Genomic DNA, 19,458 nt, shown 5'->3' with positions numbered 1-19,458 from the left:
TATATTGCTGTCAGAGCAGGTGTATACGGGCATGGCGTATGTTCCGAAAACCCTAATGTTGGGACGATGCGTTAGATGTGGTAAAAAAATCTTCAAAGGAGATGACTATTATTATTGCGAGAAGTGTGGCGTTTCGTATTGTCCTAACTGTGCACAGAAAACGTTCGGGAAATGCCAGATCTGTGGCCAACCTTTAGTTAAAAGACCTTGACTGTTTGTCGGCCTTACTCGATTTTAATTTCAAAGTATACTCAGCAATAGGACACTTTGCATTACATATTCCACACTGAATACAGTTATCCTCGAGAACAAGTATCCCTCCTCTCTCCTTATCTAGGCGTATCGCTCCTCGAGGACACCAGTTTGCACATTCAAGACATTCGACACAGTAAAATGCTCTTATGACCACCCTTTCTAGCTGTTCAACAATCGACTTATCTCTTCGAGTCAACTTAACAGTAATTTCTTTTTCATCAAAGGAAATACTTTCGATGCTCTCTAGAAGCTCCTTAGAGGTATGAGAAAGGTTTTGGAGTTTTGTTAATGTGGGAACTTGTCGAGGATTCTCCAATTTAAAGACGACCATTGAATCTAACAGATGCCAGGATACGGTGGCTCCTCGAGCATTATCCTCTTGAACACTCTCAGCGAGCCTTGAAATGTCTTTAGGAACCTTTACCCATCGCCAAAGCCCCAGTCTAAGCCAATCCCGTCCTAGCGAGTGGCTAAGCGCAAAGCTTTCGAGCTCCTTCTCCCATCTTTCATACAGATCCCTTCTAACACTCTTTGCCAATTCAAACTCTCCCATTTCGGATGCGGGGCAAAGCCAGCACCCTAGCCTATCAAGACCATAATAATATAATGGATTTAGTGGGAGCCTCTCCATAAAGATGTAAAGCCAGACATCTAGAGCTGTCCACTCATGGATGGGTGATGCTGCAATAATCCCGGGAAGCCATGCATTCTGCCATACCCTTGGCGATCGTGCCCGCAGAACAGACTCGAATTTTCTCTGACCAACAAAACTGAGAGCACCGTCAGGAAAAATCTGCTTTAGCACTCTGGCTGTTGGTGCAAATTTAGTCACCTTACAGCACCATCTAAAATCACGTGCAGGAGGTCCCATGACTGAAAACCCCCTCCAGAAGGCCTCACCGGCGTTAGCAATAATAAGATTCAGTCCCATAAAGTCAGCAGTCTTCTTAACATATTCTACGGTTTCCGGAAACTCGATACCTGTGTTGTTAAAAAGCACTGTTACTTTTTCATTGCCGAGCGCTTCCAAAACCAAGTGTAAAGTCACTAAACTATCCTTTCCTCCCGAGAAAGAGATGACAACTGGTAGTTTGTACTTCTCGTAAATGCTCCTTATAAAAGAGACCGCCTCTTCTTTTTTCTCTTCCAGGTATTGACGATGAACTGAAACAACTTTAGACCAGTTAGGATCCCCCTCTAAGTTTCCGTAGGGTGTTCGCGTCCAGCTTTTTAAGACATATATTCTCCTATTTTTCAACAACACGCCAACTCCAAGGTACCTGTAATCTCTCGAGGCCAGTGCGATGTATTCATCACTTTTCGGTAGGTTTGCAGATATTATGTCTCCCGACTTAATTACAAATCCCCTGGAGAGCCTGGGGAGAGATGTCTTGGCAAAGAAGCCTGTTTCCTTTTCAATCATCTTGTAAACAGTAGAGTAAAGCGGTCTGAACCGCCACCTTGAATGTGCGATGTCATAAATAATATGACCAACTACTTGCGAATCTATTACAATTTCAACAGCTAGATCAGCATATTGAACCTTGTTTGCGAGAATCGTTTTTCTCTTAGGAATAATTCCTTCAAACGAGGAACCTGAGGACTCAAAATAATCCCGTATTACGTTAAATACGTGCCTGTAGAAGGTTCCTACGACTGGGTATGCGTCGCCGGGAGGCGTTAAGTGTAGTGTCGTTACTAGGTTTCCCGTCCTGAAAGCCAATGGAAAATTTTCTCGTAAATCCCAATATAGCTTGGCCCTTACCCTCTCCAGAGTTTTATAGGCGCTCGCCACACAAGACCCCTCTCTGTCATAACGTACAGTTTTAAAGGTGTTTTGTCGTAGATATACACCCCAGATCCAAAATTTTGAATAAGTTGATATTTAGTGGCAATGTCGGGAGTGCTATGCGAACCCTTTAAACGTTTGTTTTATATTGGGAAGAGTAAGTATAATCGTAGTATGCTTGTATTACTGGTTACATTCATCTTAGTCATCTTCACAACATATGAGCTAATAAAAATTAAATGCATTCGAAACCGAAAGAAAGTAAAGATAAGATTAATGGGTCCTCGGCTGATCCTATAATCTGTCAAAAGATCAAGCTTTTCCAGCCCCGTACCTCATGGCTTCTCCTATGTATCTCTGTGTGAAGACATAGATCACTATTATTGGAAGAGCAAAAAGAATCGTTCTAGCTGCGAAGTCACTCCAAAAAATCGTCTGCCCTGTGGCCGTTTCGTATACGTATGCAGCGAGAGTCTCCACCCGAAGGAAGTTTGCAATTATAAACTCGCCCCACGCACCCATGAAGGCAAATAGAGCTATCACTACCATTGTTGGCTTTGAAGCGGGTAACACAACGTCGAAAATTATTTGCCTCCAACTGGCTCCGTCTATAAATGCGGATTCATCTATCTCTCGAGGAAGAGCGTCAAGATAGTTCTTTACCATCCATGTCTGAAATGGCACAGCGCCTGCAGTATAGATAGCAGCGAGGACAACAGGATTACCTATTACTGGAATCCCTATCTGATTTAGTTTTAAGAGCATAACATAGAGAGCTATTACGGAGGCAACTCCAAAGCCCCCTCCAACCTGATTCAATACAAGGTATGCAACCAACATTGCGTCCCGCCCAGTAAACTTGAATCTAGAGAAAGCATACGCTGCCGGAGTTATAACAAGAAGTGCAAACACGATGTTTGTTAACGCAACAAGTAAGCTTAATCCGGTTGCACTAACGAAACGAGGATCGCTAATAGCTTTAACGTAGTGCTCTAGAGATAGGCCTGAACGCATTATCTGGGTTGGATCCGTTACAAGTATCTGTCCCCTTACCAAGCTTGAGAGAACAGCATAGAAGACGGGATAGAGCAGTATGAAGACAATTAATGCAGCAAAAGTAGTAAGGACAATCGAAGCGATGAATCTTATCCAGTAGCCTGATCCAACACTCATCACACACCACCCGGCGCTGTTCTCTTGTAGATAAGGAAGTACCATGCGATTGCATAGAGTAACAGAATAAGTACTACGACAAGATAGGCTGCCGCTGAAAGACCGTACTGCTGATCCAGATATGCTCTGTTGTAGCCAAACAACACCATCATCTCGTTAACGGCGCTCGTTGTGCGGGAAAACCAAAGGAACTGTAACTCCTTTGTGGGTCCCCCGTTGTTCAGAAGCAATGGAACCATAAAGGCTTGAAGTGATGCTCCGGCCGTAAGAATACTTGCGAAGAGTATGGGGCGCGCTGTAAGAGGAAGCATTATCTGCTTGAACCTTTCCCATGCTGAGGCGCCGTCAACGAGAGCTGACTCTAGTAGCTCCTTGGGTATGGAAGAGATTGCAGCCATGGTGACTGTCATTATGAACGGATATGCTAGCCACATTTCAACTATGTTGTAGGCGAGGAATGCATCCCATTCTCTATTATAGATGTTTAAATCTATTCCGATACTGTTAAGGTAGAGGGCCAGTGGCCCCATATTTGGCGCCATGAACATTCTCCAGGTCGTAACGGATAACAAGACAGGTAGAGCCCATGGAACTAGGAGGGCTGCTCTCATTACCCTACGACCATAGATTAGTGGGCTTGAAAAAATATAAGCTAGGGATACACCGACGGCAACTTTTATAGGAACACTAGTAAGGACAAATAAGAGGGTTTTGAAGATCGAGTATGGGAACCTAGAATCTGAGAAAAGTTGTTCGAAGTTATTTAATCCTACAAAGTGCATTGAGATGCGGTCAATCTCTTCATCTAGCCCTCTTGTAACAGAGCTTATGAGAGATTGATAATTGGACTCTACCTGTTTAAGGGAAAGCTGTATTTTTTGAATGGAGTCAAGAGCCTTGTCTATTTTTGGTATGGTTGTGTTACGTAGCTGTGCCAGGTCTTCCTGTGTGACGACGAGCTTGAAGCCTAATGTCCTATCTATGTCTCCCCATATACCCTCGTCGACTATAGTGATGACCCGCGTCATTTCTCCTCCGATTCCCGGGAAGTAGTAAAGGTAGGTTGTGTTGCTGGATATTATACTTGTAACATATGTTAGCCTTGAATCGACATTATTCCGTAATTCTGATATCCGTGCGATTGAAAAGTTTTGAGGTGTACTCTGTAGGATTATCTTTCTAAGTTCTCTTAGATACGATGACACTTCATCGAGGTATGTATCAACCTGATAAACTTGTTTTAGAATATTTTCCTTATTTGCCTGAAGATAGCTTGATACCATGGCGCGCTGAGACATAAGTTCCCGTATTCTGGGTTCAGATGCTATGTTGAAGTTGTTTGCATCGGTGAATGCGATGTAAATGGAATATGCTATGGGCCATAGAGAAAAAAATAGATACATGGCCAGGCTGAGCATGATAAGCAAGAATGCTACATGCCAGGGATATAAGGTCGTACCCTTGCCTCGAGCCATAAAAATCACTTTCAAAAAAACAATTTTTTACTTGCGAGAGAGTTTCACCCTTTTATCTTAGCTAGTATTTTAGCCTGGGCGTCGTTAAGGAGCTGTGGTATGATCTTGACTGCCGCATCAGGACCTTGCTCGTTATACTTCGTTACAATAGCGTTTAACGCATCTGCTACAGGGCTCCAAACATAGTTCATGTTAGCAGACTTAGGCATCGGGATACTGTTTGAAACTGCCTGGGCAAAACCGAGTGTTGTCGGATATTTGTCAGCGTTCGACTGAAGGTATTGTAGTATTGAAAGTTTGACGGGAATGTATCCCGCATCAACTAAGATCTTGAGACTATTATCATTCAAGGTGAACCACATTGTGAAGAGAATTGAAGCGTATAACCGGTTCTTGTCACCAGTGACGACGCTGGTAATCCACATTTGCTTTATTCCTGAGAAGGGCTTCGGGACTTTTCCGTCAATTGGAGGAATCGGATAGACTACGACATTCTTTATGTTTTGCTTTATTGTTGGGATATTCCATGGGCCCGTGACCATGCATGGAGTTCTTCCTTCAAGAAGTATTTTCAGCTGGGTCTCCATGCCGACATCTGAGGTATACATGTACTTCATTACATGAGTGACGTAGAAGCTCAGACCGTTGAGTGTTCCGGTGCTGTTAACACCAACTGTATTCTTGTCGTCATCGTAGTAGAAGCCTCCAAAAGCGGTTACGAACGGGTAAACATGATAGGGATCCACCTGATACGCTACTCCATAGGTGTTCTTGGAGGGATTGTACCACTGTTGCATTATTTTCTCGAAATCGCTCCAACTCTGCGGCGCCGTCTGCACCACATCCTTATTACATACCAGTGCTATTGCCTCAGCGGCCCAAGGCAAGCCGTATAAGTGCAGCTTGTACAATCCACTTGTATAAGCGGAAGCCATGTACTGTGCTTTTAGGTCAGCTAGAGTTTCAGCGGGAAGATATTGATCCCATGCAATAATCGCGCCACTATCAGCCAGGTCGCCGGTCCAGTCGTGTGCCCATGTAAAAACATGAGCAGTGTTTTCAACGTCGCCCGTAAGAACACCAGCCTTTACCTGCTCCTTTAAGTTTTGAACATTCGTGTATTTGATTGTTATGCCTGGGTATTCTTGTTGAAACCTCGCTATTACTTCCTTCATAACACTGACTTCCCAGTCGCTCATGCCGGTCCAGAAGTTTATGGTTACTTTGATCTCTCCCGATTTTACTTTATTAATGAAATCATAGAAATCATTGGGTACACGTATCTTGCTACTACCTATTGTTAATGTTTGCAGTGTGGGTTGAGGCTGGGTTGCATTTGTTGAGGGTTGGGATGGCTGAGAGGGCTGAGAGGGTTGAGAAGGCTGGCTAGGCTGAGAAGGCTGTGGGGTTTGACTGGGTGGGGGTAGTGTTAGATAATAGACCCCGATAACCCCTACTGCCACGAGTACAAGGATGATTCCAATAAGAACATTGCGGGAAACTCCCTTACTCAAATGTTTTCACCTGCATGTGATTTTAAAAAAATGTGACAAATAAAGATTACTGTATAATTACTTTTATTAGTAATGTTTAAAATGATGAGAATGTTGTTGAATACACAATTTTCATATTTGACTTATTATCGACTAGCTGGGAACTAGATTGTACAGGGTTATTAGTAGGGATATAATACGTGGAAATCGCCTAGGGAAGTACATTGTGGAGTTTTCATTTAAATGGCCTGAAGAAACAAAGCATCTTTACCTTGTGTCAGTTTTTAGCTCTTTCTTCCCAGGCCGTTACGAGCTTACCCGTGAAGGTGATAGAGGTAAGATTACTGTTAAGCTATGGGAGGGAGTGTATCCTTACAAGTTTTCTACCACTTGCGGTATGACTTTGCTTGACGAAGAAAACCCATTAAAGGCTAGAATAAAGATTTGGCCTGACAGCAATAGCGAGGAAGAGTTTTCACTGGCCCTAATAGGAACCTCAGATTATGAAAGCGCTCTGGAAGTAAAGGGACTCTTGCCTGAACTTATAATTCACGACGAGGGGGATCCGACATTTATAAGTTACTATCTAGGCTATACTGTAGTCCGGCTCAAGACGCCTAAAAATCTTGTAAAAAAAGTTTTTCTTGAAACCGAAGAAAAGAAACGTTACGAGATGAAAAGATTTTACCAAAATAAATACTCTGCATTCTTCCAAGGCATAATAGAAGGTCACGTTAACGCATATAGATTCCTCTTAGAAACCGATGCCGGAAGAGAATACTTCGGCAATGATGGTCTATACAGCGAGGAATTTATAAGACCCGGAAGGGTTCTCGAAATTAGGAAACCATATTGGTTCATCGGTAGTTTTTACTACCTTATATTTCCCGACAGTTTTATCGTAGAAAAATTGAGTCTCGAGGGTCATAGGCCCCGATCAATACTTGGAGGCAAGTTGAGGAACATAACTTCGAGCCTTGATTATCTAAGTGAGCTTGGCGTGGATGCAATTTATCTTACCCCCATATATAAGGCGGCCAGTTATCATCGTTACGACGTTATAGATCATGAATCATTGGACGACAATTTGGGGAACTGGAATGACTGGTGGGAGCTGGTTAAGGAGGCTGAGAGAAGAAACATTAAGATAGTGGTAGACATTGTAGCCCATCATCTCTCTCCTTGTAGTAGGGAATTCCAAGAAGCCGTTAGGAACGATAGCTCAAATTACCACGAGTGGTTTCGTTTTATAAGACGACCGGAAAAAGATGAACTTGAGGCATTGCAAGAAGTTATTGATAGGGATTGCAAATATTTCCCTTCGGAACTTAGGGGACGCGTACCTTTCTACGAGACGTTCCTATGCAACTGGGGCATGCCTAAATTGAACTATTCAAATCCTAGGGTGAGGGAACGACTTTCCAGCTTGGCTTTGTATTGGCTCGAAAAAGGTGCTAAGGGACTAAGGATCGATGTAGGACACGCCATACCAGATGATGCTTTAAAAATAATGTATGAAAAAGTGAAGGATTCTTGCGAAGATTGTATAGTTATACTAGAAATCTCTAAAGGTGTAAGCTTTTATCCTTATGGATACACCAGTGACTCCGCAATGAATTACGATCTTCGAGCTCTACTTCTAGACTTTTACCTGAACAAAAGAATAGACGCATATGATTTTATTGACAGAGTCAAAGAGCTTTATACTAGCATACCGATCTCCGCAGCCAACTCTATGTACAACTTGCTCGGCAGTCATGACACGCCCCGTATCGCTACCCTAGCTTCTACTCAAAACAAAGCTTGTTTAGAGACGCTATATGCAACCCTCTTCATTTTACCGGGGGCACCCTCGATATACTATGGTGACGAGGTGGGAATGCTCGGTGGTGATGATCCTGATAACAGGCAACCCATGTTATGGGATGAGGAAAAGTGGGATAGAAAACTGATGTGTTTAATTAAAAGGCTGGGGTGGATGCGTAGAACCCTAAAATCTCTTCGATTAGGCTTTTTTGATGCCGAGGTAATTAATAATGAGTCTTTCATAATCCATAGGTGGTGGGAAGACGAAGATATCCTTGCATTGTTTAGCAGGGAAACCAGAGTAGTATACGAACCACCAATAGATTATATTGATTTTTTAAGACAGAGAAGAGTTGAAAGAGTTGAGTTAGAACCCTACTCTTGGAATATCTTAATTAAAAAGAGGAAATAATTAAAAAATATTCAAGATGGAGAAGGTTCTCTCTTTCCAGTTTTTAAAAACAATGCTGCAGCCACACCAACAAGGATTCCCGCAATAATGCCCACGAATAAAGATCTGGTTGGGTCTGGACAATTGCAGGGTTGTATAGGCTGAGGTACTGGACATGTGGGACAAGTCGGGCATTGCTGCTGCGGAGGTTGCGGGCAGGAGCACTGTTGTTGCGCTGGCTGTGTTGAGAAACTCGACACACCGTGAATCTTAGCTAGAGTACCATTTTTCTCAGCAACATAGGAGTTAAGCTGTGAATACTGGTCTTGCGCCGTCGGGGCGAGTAAGTCCATCACCCTAGGCACGACATTGAAGAGAACGGCCTTAGCGTGTTTAGAGCCGACACCTACAACCCATTCAGCTGGATCTATTCCAAAGGCCCTAACCTTCATGCTTCCATATCCATCATAACTAGTAACTGCGACAGTATAGATCCACTTGTCGGCATGTTCCACGTCAGGTAAAAACTTCTTCGAGACTTCCGCTATAATAGCATTCCGTGCAGGATCCGCATATACTTTGAAGACATCCCCTTGTACTAACACCGTACCGTCAGAAAGGTAGAGAGCCGCCTTTTCTCCGTTTGGAACGGGATCAGAGCCCCATCCAGGAGCGAGAAGCAAGGCTAGATGCCAAGCAGAATCGTCGGTTAGGTTGACGTTTAAGCCAAAGGTATCCTTGCGTCCGGGTGTTTGGAGTGTGGTGTGAATGTAGATCTGTGGGTACTGGAGACAGAACCCGTTAGGGCCTCCCCAGGGATTCCCTCCCAGATCTTTGAAGTATACCTCGAAGAGTAATGTTTCCCCAGAATCAACGACGCGGAACTTAATCATGTCAAAGACGCCTGGCTTGAAAACATCCGCCTTAGGATACTTGTATCCTCCAGCTCCATCATCGTCACCTTCGGGGTCATTTGCTTCAAACAATACCTTAGCACCGGAAACCAGTGTTGCTCTAGGTACTATTAGCTGGTACACGGATCCTACACGTGAAGCCGTTTCCGCTACATTTGATCCTTTATATGAGACTGCAGTCAGGTAAACTTGCTGACCAGGTTCTAGTCCTAGAGCGTTCCAGGGGACATATGCCTCCATAACATTTTTGACGGCTAAGTTGAAATAATACATTGGAATCCATGAGCCTCTACCATCCGCAGCGCTGACGATGACTGTGGAGTTTCTCGGAACCATTAGAACCTCGAAGAATAATCCCATGCCGAGATCTACATTCGCATATCTCGGGAAGGAATTATATCCAGGATGGTATGGGCTTACGCTTCTACTGGGAGTAGTGAAATATAGAGCCACTGTCACCTCTGGGATTGAAAGAACAGATTCACTTACTGGTACAGCAGCTATGTACATGCCGCTATAAGCCGGTAAAACGAGAACATTTCGAATTATTTTGTTTCCCATGGACATATTTAGTGCCTTAGACCACTCCTTCTCCGTGAGCTCACCATCAAGCTTGAGTTTGTCTGAAAGCGGTTTGGGATACTCGCTGTTCAGAACACCTACGGGGGTTGCATCGGGATTGAACAGCGTTAAAAGGTAGTCTGGGGGCTGCAGACCCGCGTCTAGGTAAGCCTTCCTCAAGTATCCCTTATAAAAGGGATTCGCGGGAAAGCCTCCACCCATGTCTCCCCCATACCAGAATGTCCAATCACTTGCTTCAGCCCTTAATATGTCTTCGACTGCCTTTGGATTAACAGAACGCGCTTCTTGCAGGCTCCTAGCTCCAAGCTTTCTGAGAACATCTTCTCGTGTCTTGATGAGCATCATCCATGCCACATTTTCCTGTCTCTGGCCTATCCATACTGCCAACTCGCCTCCCGACCAGGATCCCTCGGGGATCTGAGCGTTCACAATCTTACGTGGAAGCTGGGTGTAAGCATCGTCAGTGTAGCTTAAGGGAACATCTGATATGTCCTTGCCGGCTAAATCGAGATATGGATAGTCTTTAAATGGCAGAGCTCTCGCAGACGAAGCTTGTTTCGAAGTGTATTCGCCAGGCGTGGTTGTAATTAAGACACCTTTTGATTGATAATCACTCAAAAGGGAATAGAGAGTCTGAAGGAATACATCACCAAATTCGGGGTAGGATTCCCACGGATTCTCTCCGTCTAGCGCTATTACGACCAGATTTGTGCCATCGCTGCTTTTTGCTAGGTCTAACAGTCTGTTCACGAGATCTTGTGCTGCCTGGATCGAGTCTTGTCTGCTATACTGGAAACCAATAAGATCGCTCAGCTGGTGATTCCGGAAGAAAACATATATGCGTCTACCGTTATACGTTGCATACCATGCCTTTAACCCTACGGAAGGGTCTGTAGGGTTAAACCCAGCCTTAACTAACAAAGCATCGTCTGTTATCGCCCATGAGTATCCCTCGTTGGCAAAGATCGAGAGAACAACATCGTTAACCGCTTGCTCCGCTGGCCAAACACCTTGAGGTTTGTAGTTGAATACCTGCTGGAAAAGCGAATTAGACAAGGCTGCATGAAGCTTAATATCCTCGTTAAGGCCGAAGTCAGCTAAAATAGGGGCCAGAGGATGGCTATATGGAACTGGAATAAGCTCGACCTGCCCTTTATGTGCAAGATCCGCGTAAAAACCTAGGACTCTCTGAAGCAACTCCTTGTGAACCTTGAGTACTGCTGATAGCTGTTGCCTCGTAAAGCCACTACCTCCGTTTAATGCTTGTTGTCTAAGAGTGTAAATATCTGGGTATTGTTCCCTTAAAACTAGGGGGTCAATCCAGAAGAGGTTGAATAGAACGGCCAGATCTATATAGTCTTGTTCTGTAAACTCTTCCGTTACTTTCAGCTTGTATTCTTGCTCTGGTAAATATATATATTTGGAGAGAGCTGCCTGAGCCTTGTCCCTTAGCTGGCTATACCTCTTAACCACGTTGACCACTCTATCCCAGTTCACGTCGAAGAACCCTCCAGGCATTACGAGCATTGAAAACTTTTCTTCGAGTGTTAGGGATTGTCCGTTGGCTATTTTTTCAGAGATTATTTGTCTATAGTCTTTCACTCCATGGTTGTAGTCAAGTATCTGTTGTATGAGGGAGCCTGAGAAGGTAAACGTAGCCTTTACTTGGGGGTATTTTGAGAGTATGTATGCCATCTTGTAGTAATTTCCAACTGTATGCATTCTCGTCCACGGTAAAATGAAAGCTGTGCCGTTGACATCGTAGTACCATGGTTGATGGTAATGCCACACTATTGCCACGTAGAGCGGTTTAGACTGTTGACCAGTAACATTCAGGGCTATACTCTCTAGTGAAATTATGAATATGAATAAGAACACAAGGAAATATTTCCTGTTCAAAATGATCACCGGAGAAAAAAAATAATGATATTTTCTTTAACTTTGCATTACCGTAGTGCCCGAGGACGACTTCTTTTTGCCAGTGAAGAGATACCCTACGGCAAAGCCTATGATGAAGAGTACTATAGCCAAGCCCATGGCAATTGTGGTACTCACTGTTGAGGCTTGGAGAGTCTGTAATTGATCCTGTAACTGTTTGTTTTGATCTTGTAGGGTCTTGATTTGTCCTTGTAGGCTGTTTACTTGACTTTGAAGAGTTGATACTTGGCCTTGAAGAGAGGATACCTGTGTCTTTAAGTCATCCCTTTCCTTTGTTATAGAAGCTAGCTGGGCCTTTAAGTCTAGTGTGAGTGGCGGGATAACGGCTGGGGTTTTAGTGTTAGGGTCAAAGCTGCTAAGCCAGGCGTATTGCTGGTCTGCACTTATACCGTTGGGATACTCGGGTGAGTATACCGCTATATCCATTACTCTAGGCTCGATACCGAACTTAATGGCATTGGCAATCGCTATTTTTTGCTGGTCATTCGCGGTTGCAGTGGCCCATATGTTCCAGTCTCCTTTACTGAGCCCTACTCCTCTTATCTTTAGGGGTCCAAAGCCGTCATGGCTAGCTACAGCTACTATAATTCTCCAGTTCTTAATGTTTCCTACATCACCGTAGTCGATAAGACCCCTATCCACCTGTACAACAATAGCGTTCCCATCTACGCTTACCTTTAGTCTATCATCTTGGACAACATAATCGAAAGGTCTGTAAATGACGGCACACTGTCCGGTAGGCAATGGTTGGGGTGGAGTTTCCCAACAGGGACCTACTAGGATAGCGTAATGCCACGCCCAGGTTGGGTCAAGATTCACATTTAATCCTATAGTGCTCGACCTTGAGGGTATGTTAGCTGGTGCATCTGTATGCAGGTATATATGTAGTTGCTGCAAGCAGAAACCATTTTTGCCACCCCAAGGATTACCCCCAAGGTCTTTAAAGTAGGTCTTAAACGTTAAGGTCTTGTTGTCCGTATAGATCTCGAATTTGACGATGTCGAAAACACCTGGTTTAAAGACGTCGGCAGTAGGGTAGCCGTAGTAGCCTGGACCTTTATCGTCGCCTGTGGGATCCACAACCTGGATGACGGGAGATTCGGCTCGTGCTATTCTTATAGCTGGTAGTGTGAACGCGAGAAGTAGTAGCGTTAAAACTATGACCTGTTTTTTCTCCAAGTTTTTCACCTTTAGCAATATGAGTATGTTTGTCGATTTTATTTATATATTTCGTTATCATTTTTTATATTACCTTATTTTATCTAATTTTAGATAGATCACTCTCAAAAAGGAAAAGAAAACCTAATAACTTTGGTTAATGTAAAAGCGTAGGTCTTTGATGAACAGTGGTCACTTGCAGCGTGAAGACTTACACGAGGTGATTATGATTGGAAAAGTACCGTGGATTATCTCCTGCACAGTTCTTTCATAGAAACAAGGAGATTGCAGGGTTCTCCAATCCAGCAAGAGCGCTGTATCAAACAGTGAGAGAACTAGTAGAGAACTCACTTGATGCCACAGAGACTCACGGCATACTGCCTGATATTAGTGTGGAGATATCGCTTGACCCTTCGAACCAGGACAAGGTCACTGTGAAAGTAGCAGATAATGGTATAGGAATACCTATCCATGAGATCCCTAATGTTTTCGGCCGGGTCTTTTATGGCTCCAAATATGTCGTTAGACAGACAAGAGGAGTCTTTGGTCTTGGCGTCAAGATGGCCGTCCTTTATGCTCAAATGACGACCGCGCAGCCCATCTATGTTAAAAGTGCTCCCAGAAATTCTGAATTCATAGGAGAATATCTTCTTTACATCGACGTTGACAAGAATATCCCTCACATTGTTAAAATGCGAATAAAGAAGAAGGATAACCCGAAGATTCATGGGACTGTTGTTAGACTGACCCTGGAGGGATCATGGCTTCAGGCTAAAAAGCGTATTGAAGAATATATCAGACGCACGGCACTTATAGCGCCCTATGCTACTATAAAGTACAAGACTCCCGATGAGGAGCTCATCTTCAGGAGAGTTTCCAAAAAACTTCCGGAGCCTCCTCGAATAGGCCGATACCATCCTAAAGGCGTCGATGTTGAAATATTAAAGGAACTCATAAGATCGTTGAACGATCATAGCATCACGCTCCAGGATTTCTTGGTAAAGAGCTTCGAAGGGGTTGGTGAAAAAATAGCGAGTGAGTTTATAGTGTGGGCAGGATTTGATCCATCATTAAAGGTTAAGGAGCTCAGGCTCAGTGATCTCGAGGCTTTGGCTTCGAAGATGCGTACTTTTGATAAATGGAGACGCCCTCGTCCTGTCACTCTCTCACCGATCGGAGAGGAACTCCTAAAGGATGGCGTTAAGAACATCCTTAAGCCAAGCTTTGTGAAAGCGGTGACTAGACCACCTTCTTCCTATGGGGGGCATCCGTTCATAGTTGAGGTGGCCGTAGCATATGGGGGTGAAATACCGCCTCAGGATCAGCCTATGGTGCTTCGCTTTGCTAATAAGATGCCTTTACTTTACGATGAAGGGGTAGATGTTTCCAGGAAAGTTGTTAATGAAATTGATTGGAGTGTATACAAGGTGAAGTTCCCTGCACCACTTGCTGTCATCACTCACGTCTGTTCCACGAAGATACCTTTCAAGGGTGTAGGTAAGGAAGCTATTGCAGACGTCCCAGAACTAGAACATGAGCTGGAGATCGCAATACGAGAGGCTGCGAGGAGGCTGAGATCTTATATCACGAGGATGGAGAGGCTGCACGAGATTCAGAGAAAGGAGGCTACCATCAGACGCTACATGCCAGAGGTGGTATCCAGTTTGGCTGAAATTCTCTCTCTCGACGCGGCCCTCCTAGAGTCAAAACTCGAGGAAATTCTTAAGAAAGAACTTGGTAAAAAGGGTGTAGAGCAACATGTCGTCAGTTAGACGCGGCGCGATACAGGCTCCTCCCGAGGAGGAAGTAATAAGACGCCTCGAGGAACTAGGTAGAAGAGTAGCAGACCAAATACTTAGAGGCGAGGCACCTTACCTCGAAGTCCCCGTGAGAACTCTAGCCAACACTATATGGGACAAGAAAAGAAAGATGCTATTACTGGGTTCTAAAACCGCTAGGAGAGAGTTCTTCGACGTGGGAGAGTCTAAGAGATTTATGCAGACAATTCTCATGCTGAAACTGATATTAGAGGCTAGGCGTGAAGGCGTTCATCCAACCATAAGGGATCTTTACTATAGAGGTAAGCACACTTTAACGGATAAGAGTGGAAAGAATCTCGGGGAGAACACATGGGATGATCAGAGAGAAAGCAATGCGGTGATCCAGGATATCGAAGTCACCACAGGGCTTCTTCGAGAACATATGGGTCTCATGCATGATGCAAAGGGTAGAATAGTAGGAAACATGTCTATACGGTCGAAGGGCCAAGTGATAGAGCTCTCGAGACTTGGTAGCGGTGCATACGCAATTCCTTCGAACGTTGACAGTCTAGAAATATTAGATGTTAAGGCGGACTATGTCCTTGTCGTTGAGAAAGGTGCGATCTTCGAGCAATTAAACGAGGACGAGTTTTGGAGGAAAAACAACTGTATCCTTATCACTGGAAAGGGTCAGCCGGATAGGAGTACCCGTCGAATGGTACGGCGTCTTTGGGAGGAGTTTGACTTGCCTGTTTATGTTTTAACCGATGGAGATAGCTATGGATTCTATATTTATAGTGTATACAAGAGTGGTTCCATAACTCTTAGTTATGAGAGTGAACGGCTTGCAACACCCGAAGCTAGGTTCCTCGGAGTTTCTGTGACAGATATTGAGAAGTATAAGATCCCGAAAAACTTCATCATTAAGGCTACAGAGAGAGATATAAAACGAGCAAAAGAGCTTCTAAACTATCCCTGGTTCAAAGAATCAAAAAGATGGATGGAGGAGTTAAACCTGTTCATAGAGAAAGGACAAAAAGTAGAGATAGAGGCATTAAGTGGGCATGGATTCAGGTTCCTTTCAAATACTTATATTCCTGAGAAGATCAGTAAGGGAGAATGGATAGCCTAGGATTCACAGCTTTCATTCTAATTTATGATTCTTGACTCAACTTAATGAAAACTTCAAAGCTATGCTCCAGGTTCTTGGGACACAAGTGTGGCGGTTTGCTCTATATCTTTTAGACTTCGAATAGTCATGATAACTTTATCTAGCTCCGGGAACGAGGGAGCATTAACTCTGACAACTAGATCCCACAATCCATAGGTGACATCAACGTCGTCTACGAATGGCATCTTGAGTATTTCTCGTGCAACCTCATATTCCTTGCCTGGCTTTGTTATCACCAGTATGTATCCTTTGACCATCGGCTCTCTCCGTGGTGACTGTTCTAATTCTTTAAAAGTGATATAAATTTGTTTTTCAATCAGACACGGATTTTTTTCTTTTTCTGATTCTATGACAGAATCCTTAGGTTAGGGTTTATTAGGATAACTAAACCCTTGGAACAAGTAAAGAGCCGTCCTCAGTTATAGTGATTGTCCCGATAAAGGGTGAAACTTCTAGTAAGATTATTGCAGAAAATAAGAGCAAAATTGCGAGTATAAGGATAGAAGCATAGAGGGCTTTATCCATACACGAGCAACCTCTCCCCTAACACTTCTCCAAGAAGTAATGCCGTAGAGACGAGAGGTATCCAAAACGGTGCCATTTCCAGACTTCCCAACGAGATGATGCTTAGACCTAACGCGTATAGAATCGATGCCAGCATTACATAAACATCAATGGTCCAAAAGAGTTCAGATTTATCTCCAATTGTGACCCATTGTTGCATCGCATCGAGTGGTAGAGTCTTCAGAATGTTCTTCACTATAGCTGAGGCGAAGCCTAAAAGAAATATCGTGAGCAGGTTCATTGCAGCGTTTAGGAAACCTTTCCTGGTAGTTTTCTTGTAGAAATTATATATCTTTTCATACGTGAAGAGAAGCGCGCTTTTTTCCTCAATCCCCCAGAATGAGGATAGATAAAGCGTGAGCCGTAGGCTCCGGCTTATACCAAAATATGTCTCGGCCGTCAGAAGCCCTGGAGGTACGGCACGGAAGAGGTGGAAGGGTTCTGTGAGAGCCTTTAACAGGATAGTATGATTCTCCCTGAGCTCACTCTCCATTCTTCGCCAACGCCTAAGCGCGGATACAGCAAACGGTAGGCTCGTCAGGATTTGTGCCACAAGAGAAACCCTTAGATTTTCTATTTTTAAAAAAATGAAAGAGAGTACAACCGATAAGGCGATACTTCCAAGGATGGAAGACGAATTCGTCTTTAACTTAAATACACGTGGATGAAGATCCCTGAAAAGAACTAAAAGAAGACCATTCAGTAAGAGAAGAACCCATAGTGAGACCTTTACAGTTTCGGGTTGGAATAACCCCACAGCATAGAGCATGACAGGCGCTATAAGAAGAGTAATTGTATAGACTTCACTTATGTTATCAACGCGATTAGAGAAAGTTTCAAGCTTAAACTCCAAGCTCTTAATAGTCTCTTCCAGTACACTTCTAATACCTTCCTTTGTCCCTGTTCTCTCGTCTTCTCTAATTCTCTCTTCTATCCTCTCACTTGAGAACTTGTAACCTATCCCTCTGTTCTTAAGCCATGTCATCACGTAGCTAGGTGGGGCGTCGATAAAGGATAAAAGAAAAAGCATTTCCAAGTCCTCTAGGAGGTCTTTCATGTGTGCACCTTAGCTTCTAACCATTACCACCTTGTACACTCCATATCTCGTGACGATATAACCTGTCGCAGCCGTGGTTATAGCACTTGTAGATACAAAAGAGGCTCTACATGTTGCCGTGGCTCCGCTAGGAATTATAGCAGGTGAACATGTAAGCGGAGCACTAACATTGTAATTATTAATAACGAGAGTTGCGGATGTAAGGTCAGCCGAGGATGAGCCCGCGTTTTGGAGCCATAGAATCACTGAGTAAGTGTTTCCTGAGGATGTAAGAACAGCGTCTCCCGCCTGGACGAGTACAGGCCTGCTCGTTGTAGTAGAGGCTACCTGGTAGATAAAGAAGCCTATTAATGAGACAACAGCCAACGTTATAATAAGCATTATGGATCTACCAACCTCTTCGCTCATATCCTTCTCGTAGAGTTATGGAGCAAGGTTTTTAAAACGGATAATAGGGAACCCACTGTTTTCCCTGTTTTTTATAGGCACTGGAATGGGTTTACACGATGAAGAGGAAAAAGTTATTGGCAATCTTAACCACCATATTATTCTTAAGCTTGATTGCCGCCTTGACGTCACGGACGTATCATAAAAACATCGATGTAAGTACTAAGAGCAAAGTAATTCTACCTCCTTTATCACAAACCTCAGCAAGCCTGAAAATTCTTTACATCGAGTCAGACATAGGGGGAGGCAAGGTCGAAATCAACAGAGATGTTTATGAGTTACCAGTTAAACTGAGAGTTCCTAATGGCTCAGTGATTATTATTCGTCCACAACCCGTCGGATTATATGAGCCTTTGAGCACCGAGATTAACTTAACGATTCTCGATGACACAATAGTCAAGATTAAATACAGAAGGAAATATGTCCTATTAACCTTGAATGCTGAAGCGCCACTCCTCCTTAATGGGACGCGGCTTTACGGGAAAGCAACCTTGAAGATCCCTATCAACTCCACCATTAATCTCAATTCTACATGCGACTATCTCGACGACTATACGTTGATGTGTTCTACTACCGTGATTATCCCACGCGAGAAGCTGGTGGAATATTATCCTATCAATGTCTCACTTAGATTAGAAAACGATACGCATATAATAGTGAGAGGACCTCGGTTCTACATTTTACGCTTTAATTTCCCCGTAGGAGCTTGGGTTAATGGATCTTACCGGCAAGGATTCTTCGAATTGAGACCTGTGGAAAACTCCACTCTCGAGATCGGGCTATACAGTAGCGGAAACACGGCGACGGGTTGCATTGATTATAACTCGACACATTATTTATGTATAAGAGGCTGGATCACTCCTCCTTGGATTTCAAACAGTACACTTCCCCCTATTGCCTTAAAGATACGTGTCCTTTCAGGGGGTGAGTTCAGCGAGAGTTTAGAATACGTCTTAAAGCGAAAATTTTCCTCAGATACTATAATCATATGCGAGAAGTGTGGTGGATTCAAGAGAGTCGAAGACCCTTTTATGGATTACCGGAAAGTCTTCGGATTGACTGATAGATACAATATCACCACTAGTAATGGCTGTCTACAAATAAGTACGGATTCCATTGCAAGGTTGTTAGTAATCCTACCCAAAACCTCAGGACATATAACGTTGAGGATGACTACTACAACATGGCATAACAATATTGGTCTTGTCTATTTGAATGGAAAACCCTACGACAGGGTTCCCTCCTTCACTTTACAGGGCGGAACATATATAATAACAGTCAATCTCGATAATCTGAAAGAATATTTTGAGGGAAAAACATACAATGCTACACGCGTAATTGTGAGCGGCCTCGACTTTATAGAATACTCATATTCACTTAACATCCTGACAAAGGAACTCAGAGTACTACCTAATACGGGCGAGTTTGCACTGGACATATATCTCCAAGGTGACAGTCTGAGCCTCTGTCTCATTGGTGATTAAC

14 protein-coding genes are annotated in these 19,458 nt (G+C 43.6%); 4 read left to right on the top strand and 10 right to left on the bottom strand.

The features are described 5' to 3' along the window. Window positions 1-193: 193 nt before the first annotated feature. The 4 genes from ACP5KC_RS02310 to ACP5KC_RS02295 form a co-directional block, all read right to left on the bottom strand. The gene (locus ACP5KC_RS02310; RefSeq protein ID WP_273433773.1) at window positions 194-2,050 is read right to left on the bottom strand and encodes a phosphoadenosine phosphosulfate reductase family protein; all 1,857 of its coding nucleotides are present in this window, start codon (window positions 2,048-2,050) and stop codon (window positions 194-196) included. A 306-nt stretch (window positions 2,051-2,356) separates the two neighbouring features. After that, window positions 2,357-3,217, bottom strand: a complete 861-nt coding sequence (locus ACP5KC_RS02305; RefSeq protein WP_424738074.1) for an ABC transporter permease subunit — start codon at window positions 3,215-3,217, stop codon at window positions 2,357-2,359. Next, window positions 3,217-4,692, bottom strand: a complete 1,476-nt coding sequence (locus ACP5KC_RS02300; RefSeq protein WP_273433777.1) for a carbohydrate ABC transporter permease — start codon at window positions 4,690-4,692, stop codon at window positions 3,217-3,219. The genes ACP5KC_RS02305 and ACP5KC_RS02300 overlap by 1 nt, the downstream gene beginning before the upstream one ends. 44 nt (window positions 4,693-4,736) lie before the next feature. Next, the gene (locus ACP5KC_RS02295) at window positions 4,737-6,206 is read right to left on the bottom strand and encodes an extracellular solute-binding protein (RefSeq protein ID WP_428286792.1); all 1,470 of its coding nucleotides are present in this window, start codon (window positions 6,204-6,206) and stop codon (window positions 4,737-4,739) included. Between the two features lie 148 nt (window positions 6,207-6,354). Here ACP5KC_RS02295 and ACP5KC_RS02290 point away from each other — a divergent pair, with 148 nt between their 5' ends. Continuing rightward, a complete protein-coding gene (locus tag ACP5KC_RS02290; RefSeq protein ID WP_273433781.1) occupies window positions 6,355-8,403 on the top strand; it encodes an alpha-amylase family glycosyl hydrolase in 2,049 nt (682 codons plus the stop codon). A gap of 11 nt (window positions 8,404-8,414) precedes the next feature. Here ACP5KC_RS02290 and ACP5KC_RS02285 read toward each other — a convergent pair whose 3' ends face one another. Both ACP5KC_RS02285 and ACP5KC_RS02280 read right to left on the bottom strand, forming a co-directional pair. Then, window positions 8,415-11,777, bottom strand: coding sequence for a glucodextranase DOMON-like domain-containing protein (locus ACP5KC_RS02285; RefSeq protein WP_428286791.1), 3,363 nt, complete (start codon window positions 11,775-11,777; stop codon window positions 8,415-8,417). Between the two features lie 36 nt (window positions 11,778-11,813). Further along, window positions 11,814-12,995, bottom strand: coding sequence for a glucodextranase DOMON-like domain-containing protein (locus tag ACP5KC_RS02280; protein WP_428286790.1), 1,182 nt, complete (start codon window positions 12,993-12,995; stop codon window positions 11,814-11,816). 209 nt (window positions 12,996-13,204) lie between these two features. Here ACP5KC_RS02280 and ACP5KC_RS02275 point away from each other — a divergent pair, with 209 nt between their 5' ends. Further along, a complete protein-coding gene (locus ACP5KC_RS02275; protein WP_052884447.1) occupies window positions 13,205-14,746 on the top strand; it encodes a DNA topoisomerase VI subunit B in 1,542 nt (513 codons plus the stop codon). Further along, window positions 14,733-15,866 carry a DNA topoisomerase IV subunit A gene (locus ACP5KC_RS02270; RefSeq protein WP_052884448.1) on the top strand — a complete coding sequence of 378 codons (1,134 nt, stop codon included), beginning with the start codon at window positions 14,733-14,735 and terminating at the stop codon, window positions 15,864-15,866. Before ACP5KC_RS02275 ends, ACP5KC_RS02270 begins: the two co-directional genes overlap by 14 nt. Window positions 15,867-15,925: 59 nt before the next feature. On the opposite strand, the gene ACP5KC_RS02265 is transcribed toward ACP5KC_RS02270, so the two are convergent. The 4 genes from ACP5KC_RS02265 to ACP5KC_RS02250 form a co-directional block, all read right to left on the bottom strand. Next, window positions 15,926-16,162 carry an Lrp/AsnC ligand binding domain-containing protein gene (locus ACP5KC_RS02265; protein WP_052884449.1) on the bottom strand — a complete coding sequence of 79 codons (237 nt, stop codon included), beginning with the start codon at window positions 16,160-16,162 and terminating at the stop codon, window positions 15,926-15,928. A 127-nt stretch (window positions 16,163-16,289) separates the two neighbouring features. Next, window positions 16,290-16,430, bottom strand: coding sequence for a hypothetical protein (locus ACP5KC_RS02260; protein ID WP_273433789.1), 141 nt, complete (start codon window positions 16,428-16,430; stop codon window positions 16,290-16,292). After that, a complete protein-coding gene (locus ACP5KC_RS02255; protein WP_273433791.1) occupies window positions 16,423-17,526 on the bottom strand; it encodes a hypothetical protein in 1,104 nt (367 codons plus the stop codon). The genes ACP5KC_RS02260 and ACP5KC_RS02255 overlap by 8 nt, the downstream gene beginning before the upstream one ends. A 9-nt stretch (window positions 17,527-17,535) precedes the next feature. Next, entirely contained in the window at window positions 17,536-17,934 is a 399-nt protein-coding gene (locus ACP5KC_RS02250; RefSeq protein ID WP_424738083.1) for a hypothetical protein, read from the bottom strand. A 98-nt stretch (window positions 17,935-18,032) separates the two neighbouring features. Between ACP5KC_RS02250 and ACP5KC_RS02245 the strand changes: the two genes are divergently transcribed. After that, window positions 18,033-19,457 carry a hypothetical protein gene (locus ACP5KC_RS02245; protein ID WP_428286789.1) on the top strand — a complete coding sequence of 475 codons (1,425 nt, stop codon included), beginning with the start codon at window positions 18,033-18,035 and terminating at the stop codon, window positions 19,455-19,457. The last annotated feature ends 1 nt before the right edge of the window (window position 19,458 follow it).

This window comes from Infirmifilum sp. (assembly GCF_049970975.1).
In the GTDB taxonomy this organism is placed as follows: domain Archaea; phylum Thermoproteota; class Thermoprotei; order Thermofilales; family Thermofilaceae; genus Thermofilum; species Thermofilum uzonense.
This window is presented reverse-complemented; position numbering and strand designations above follow the sequence as displayed.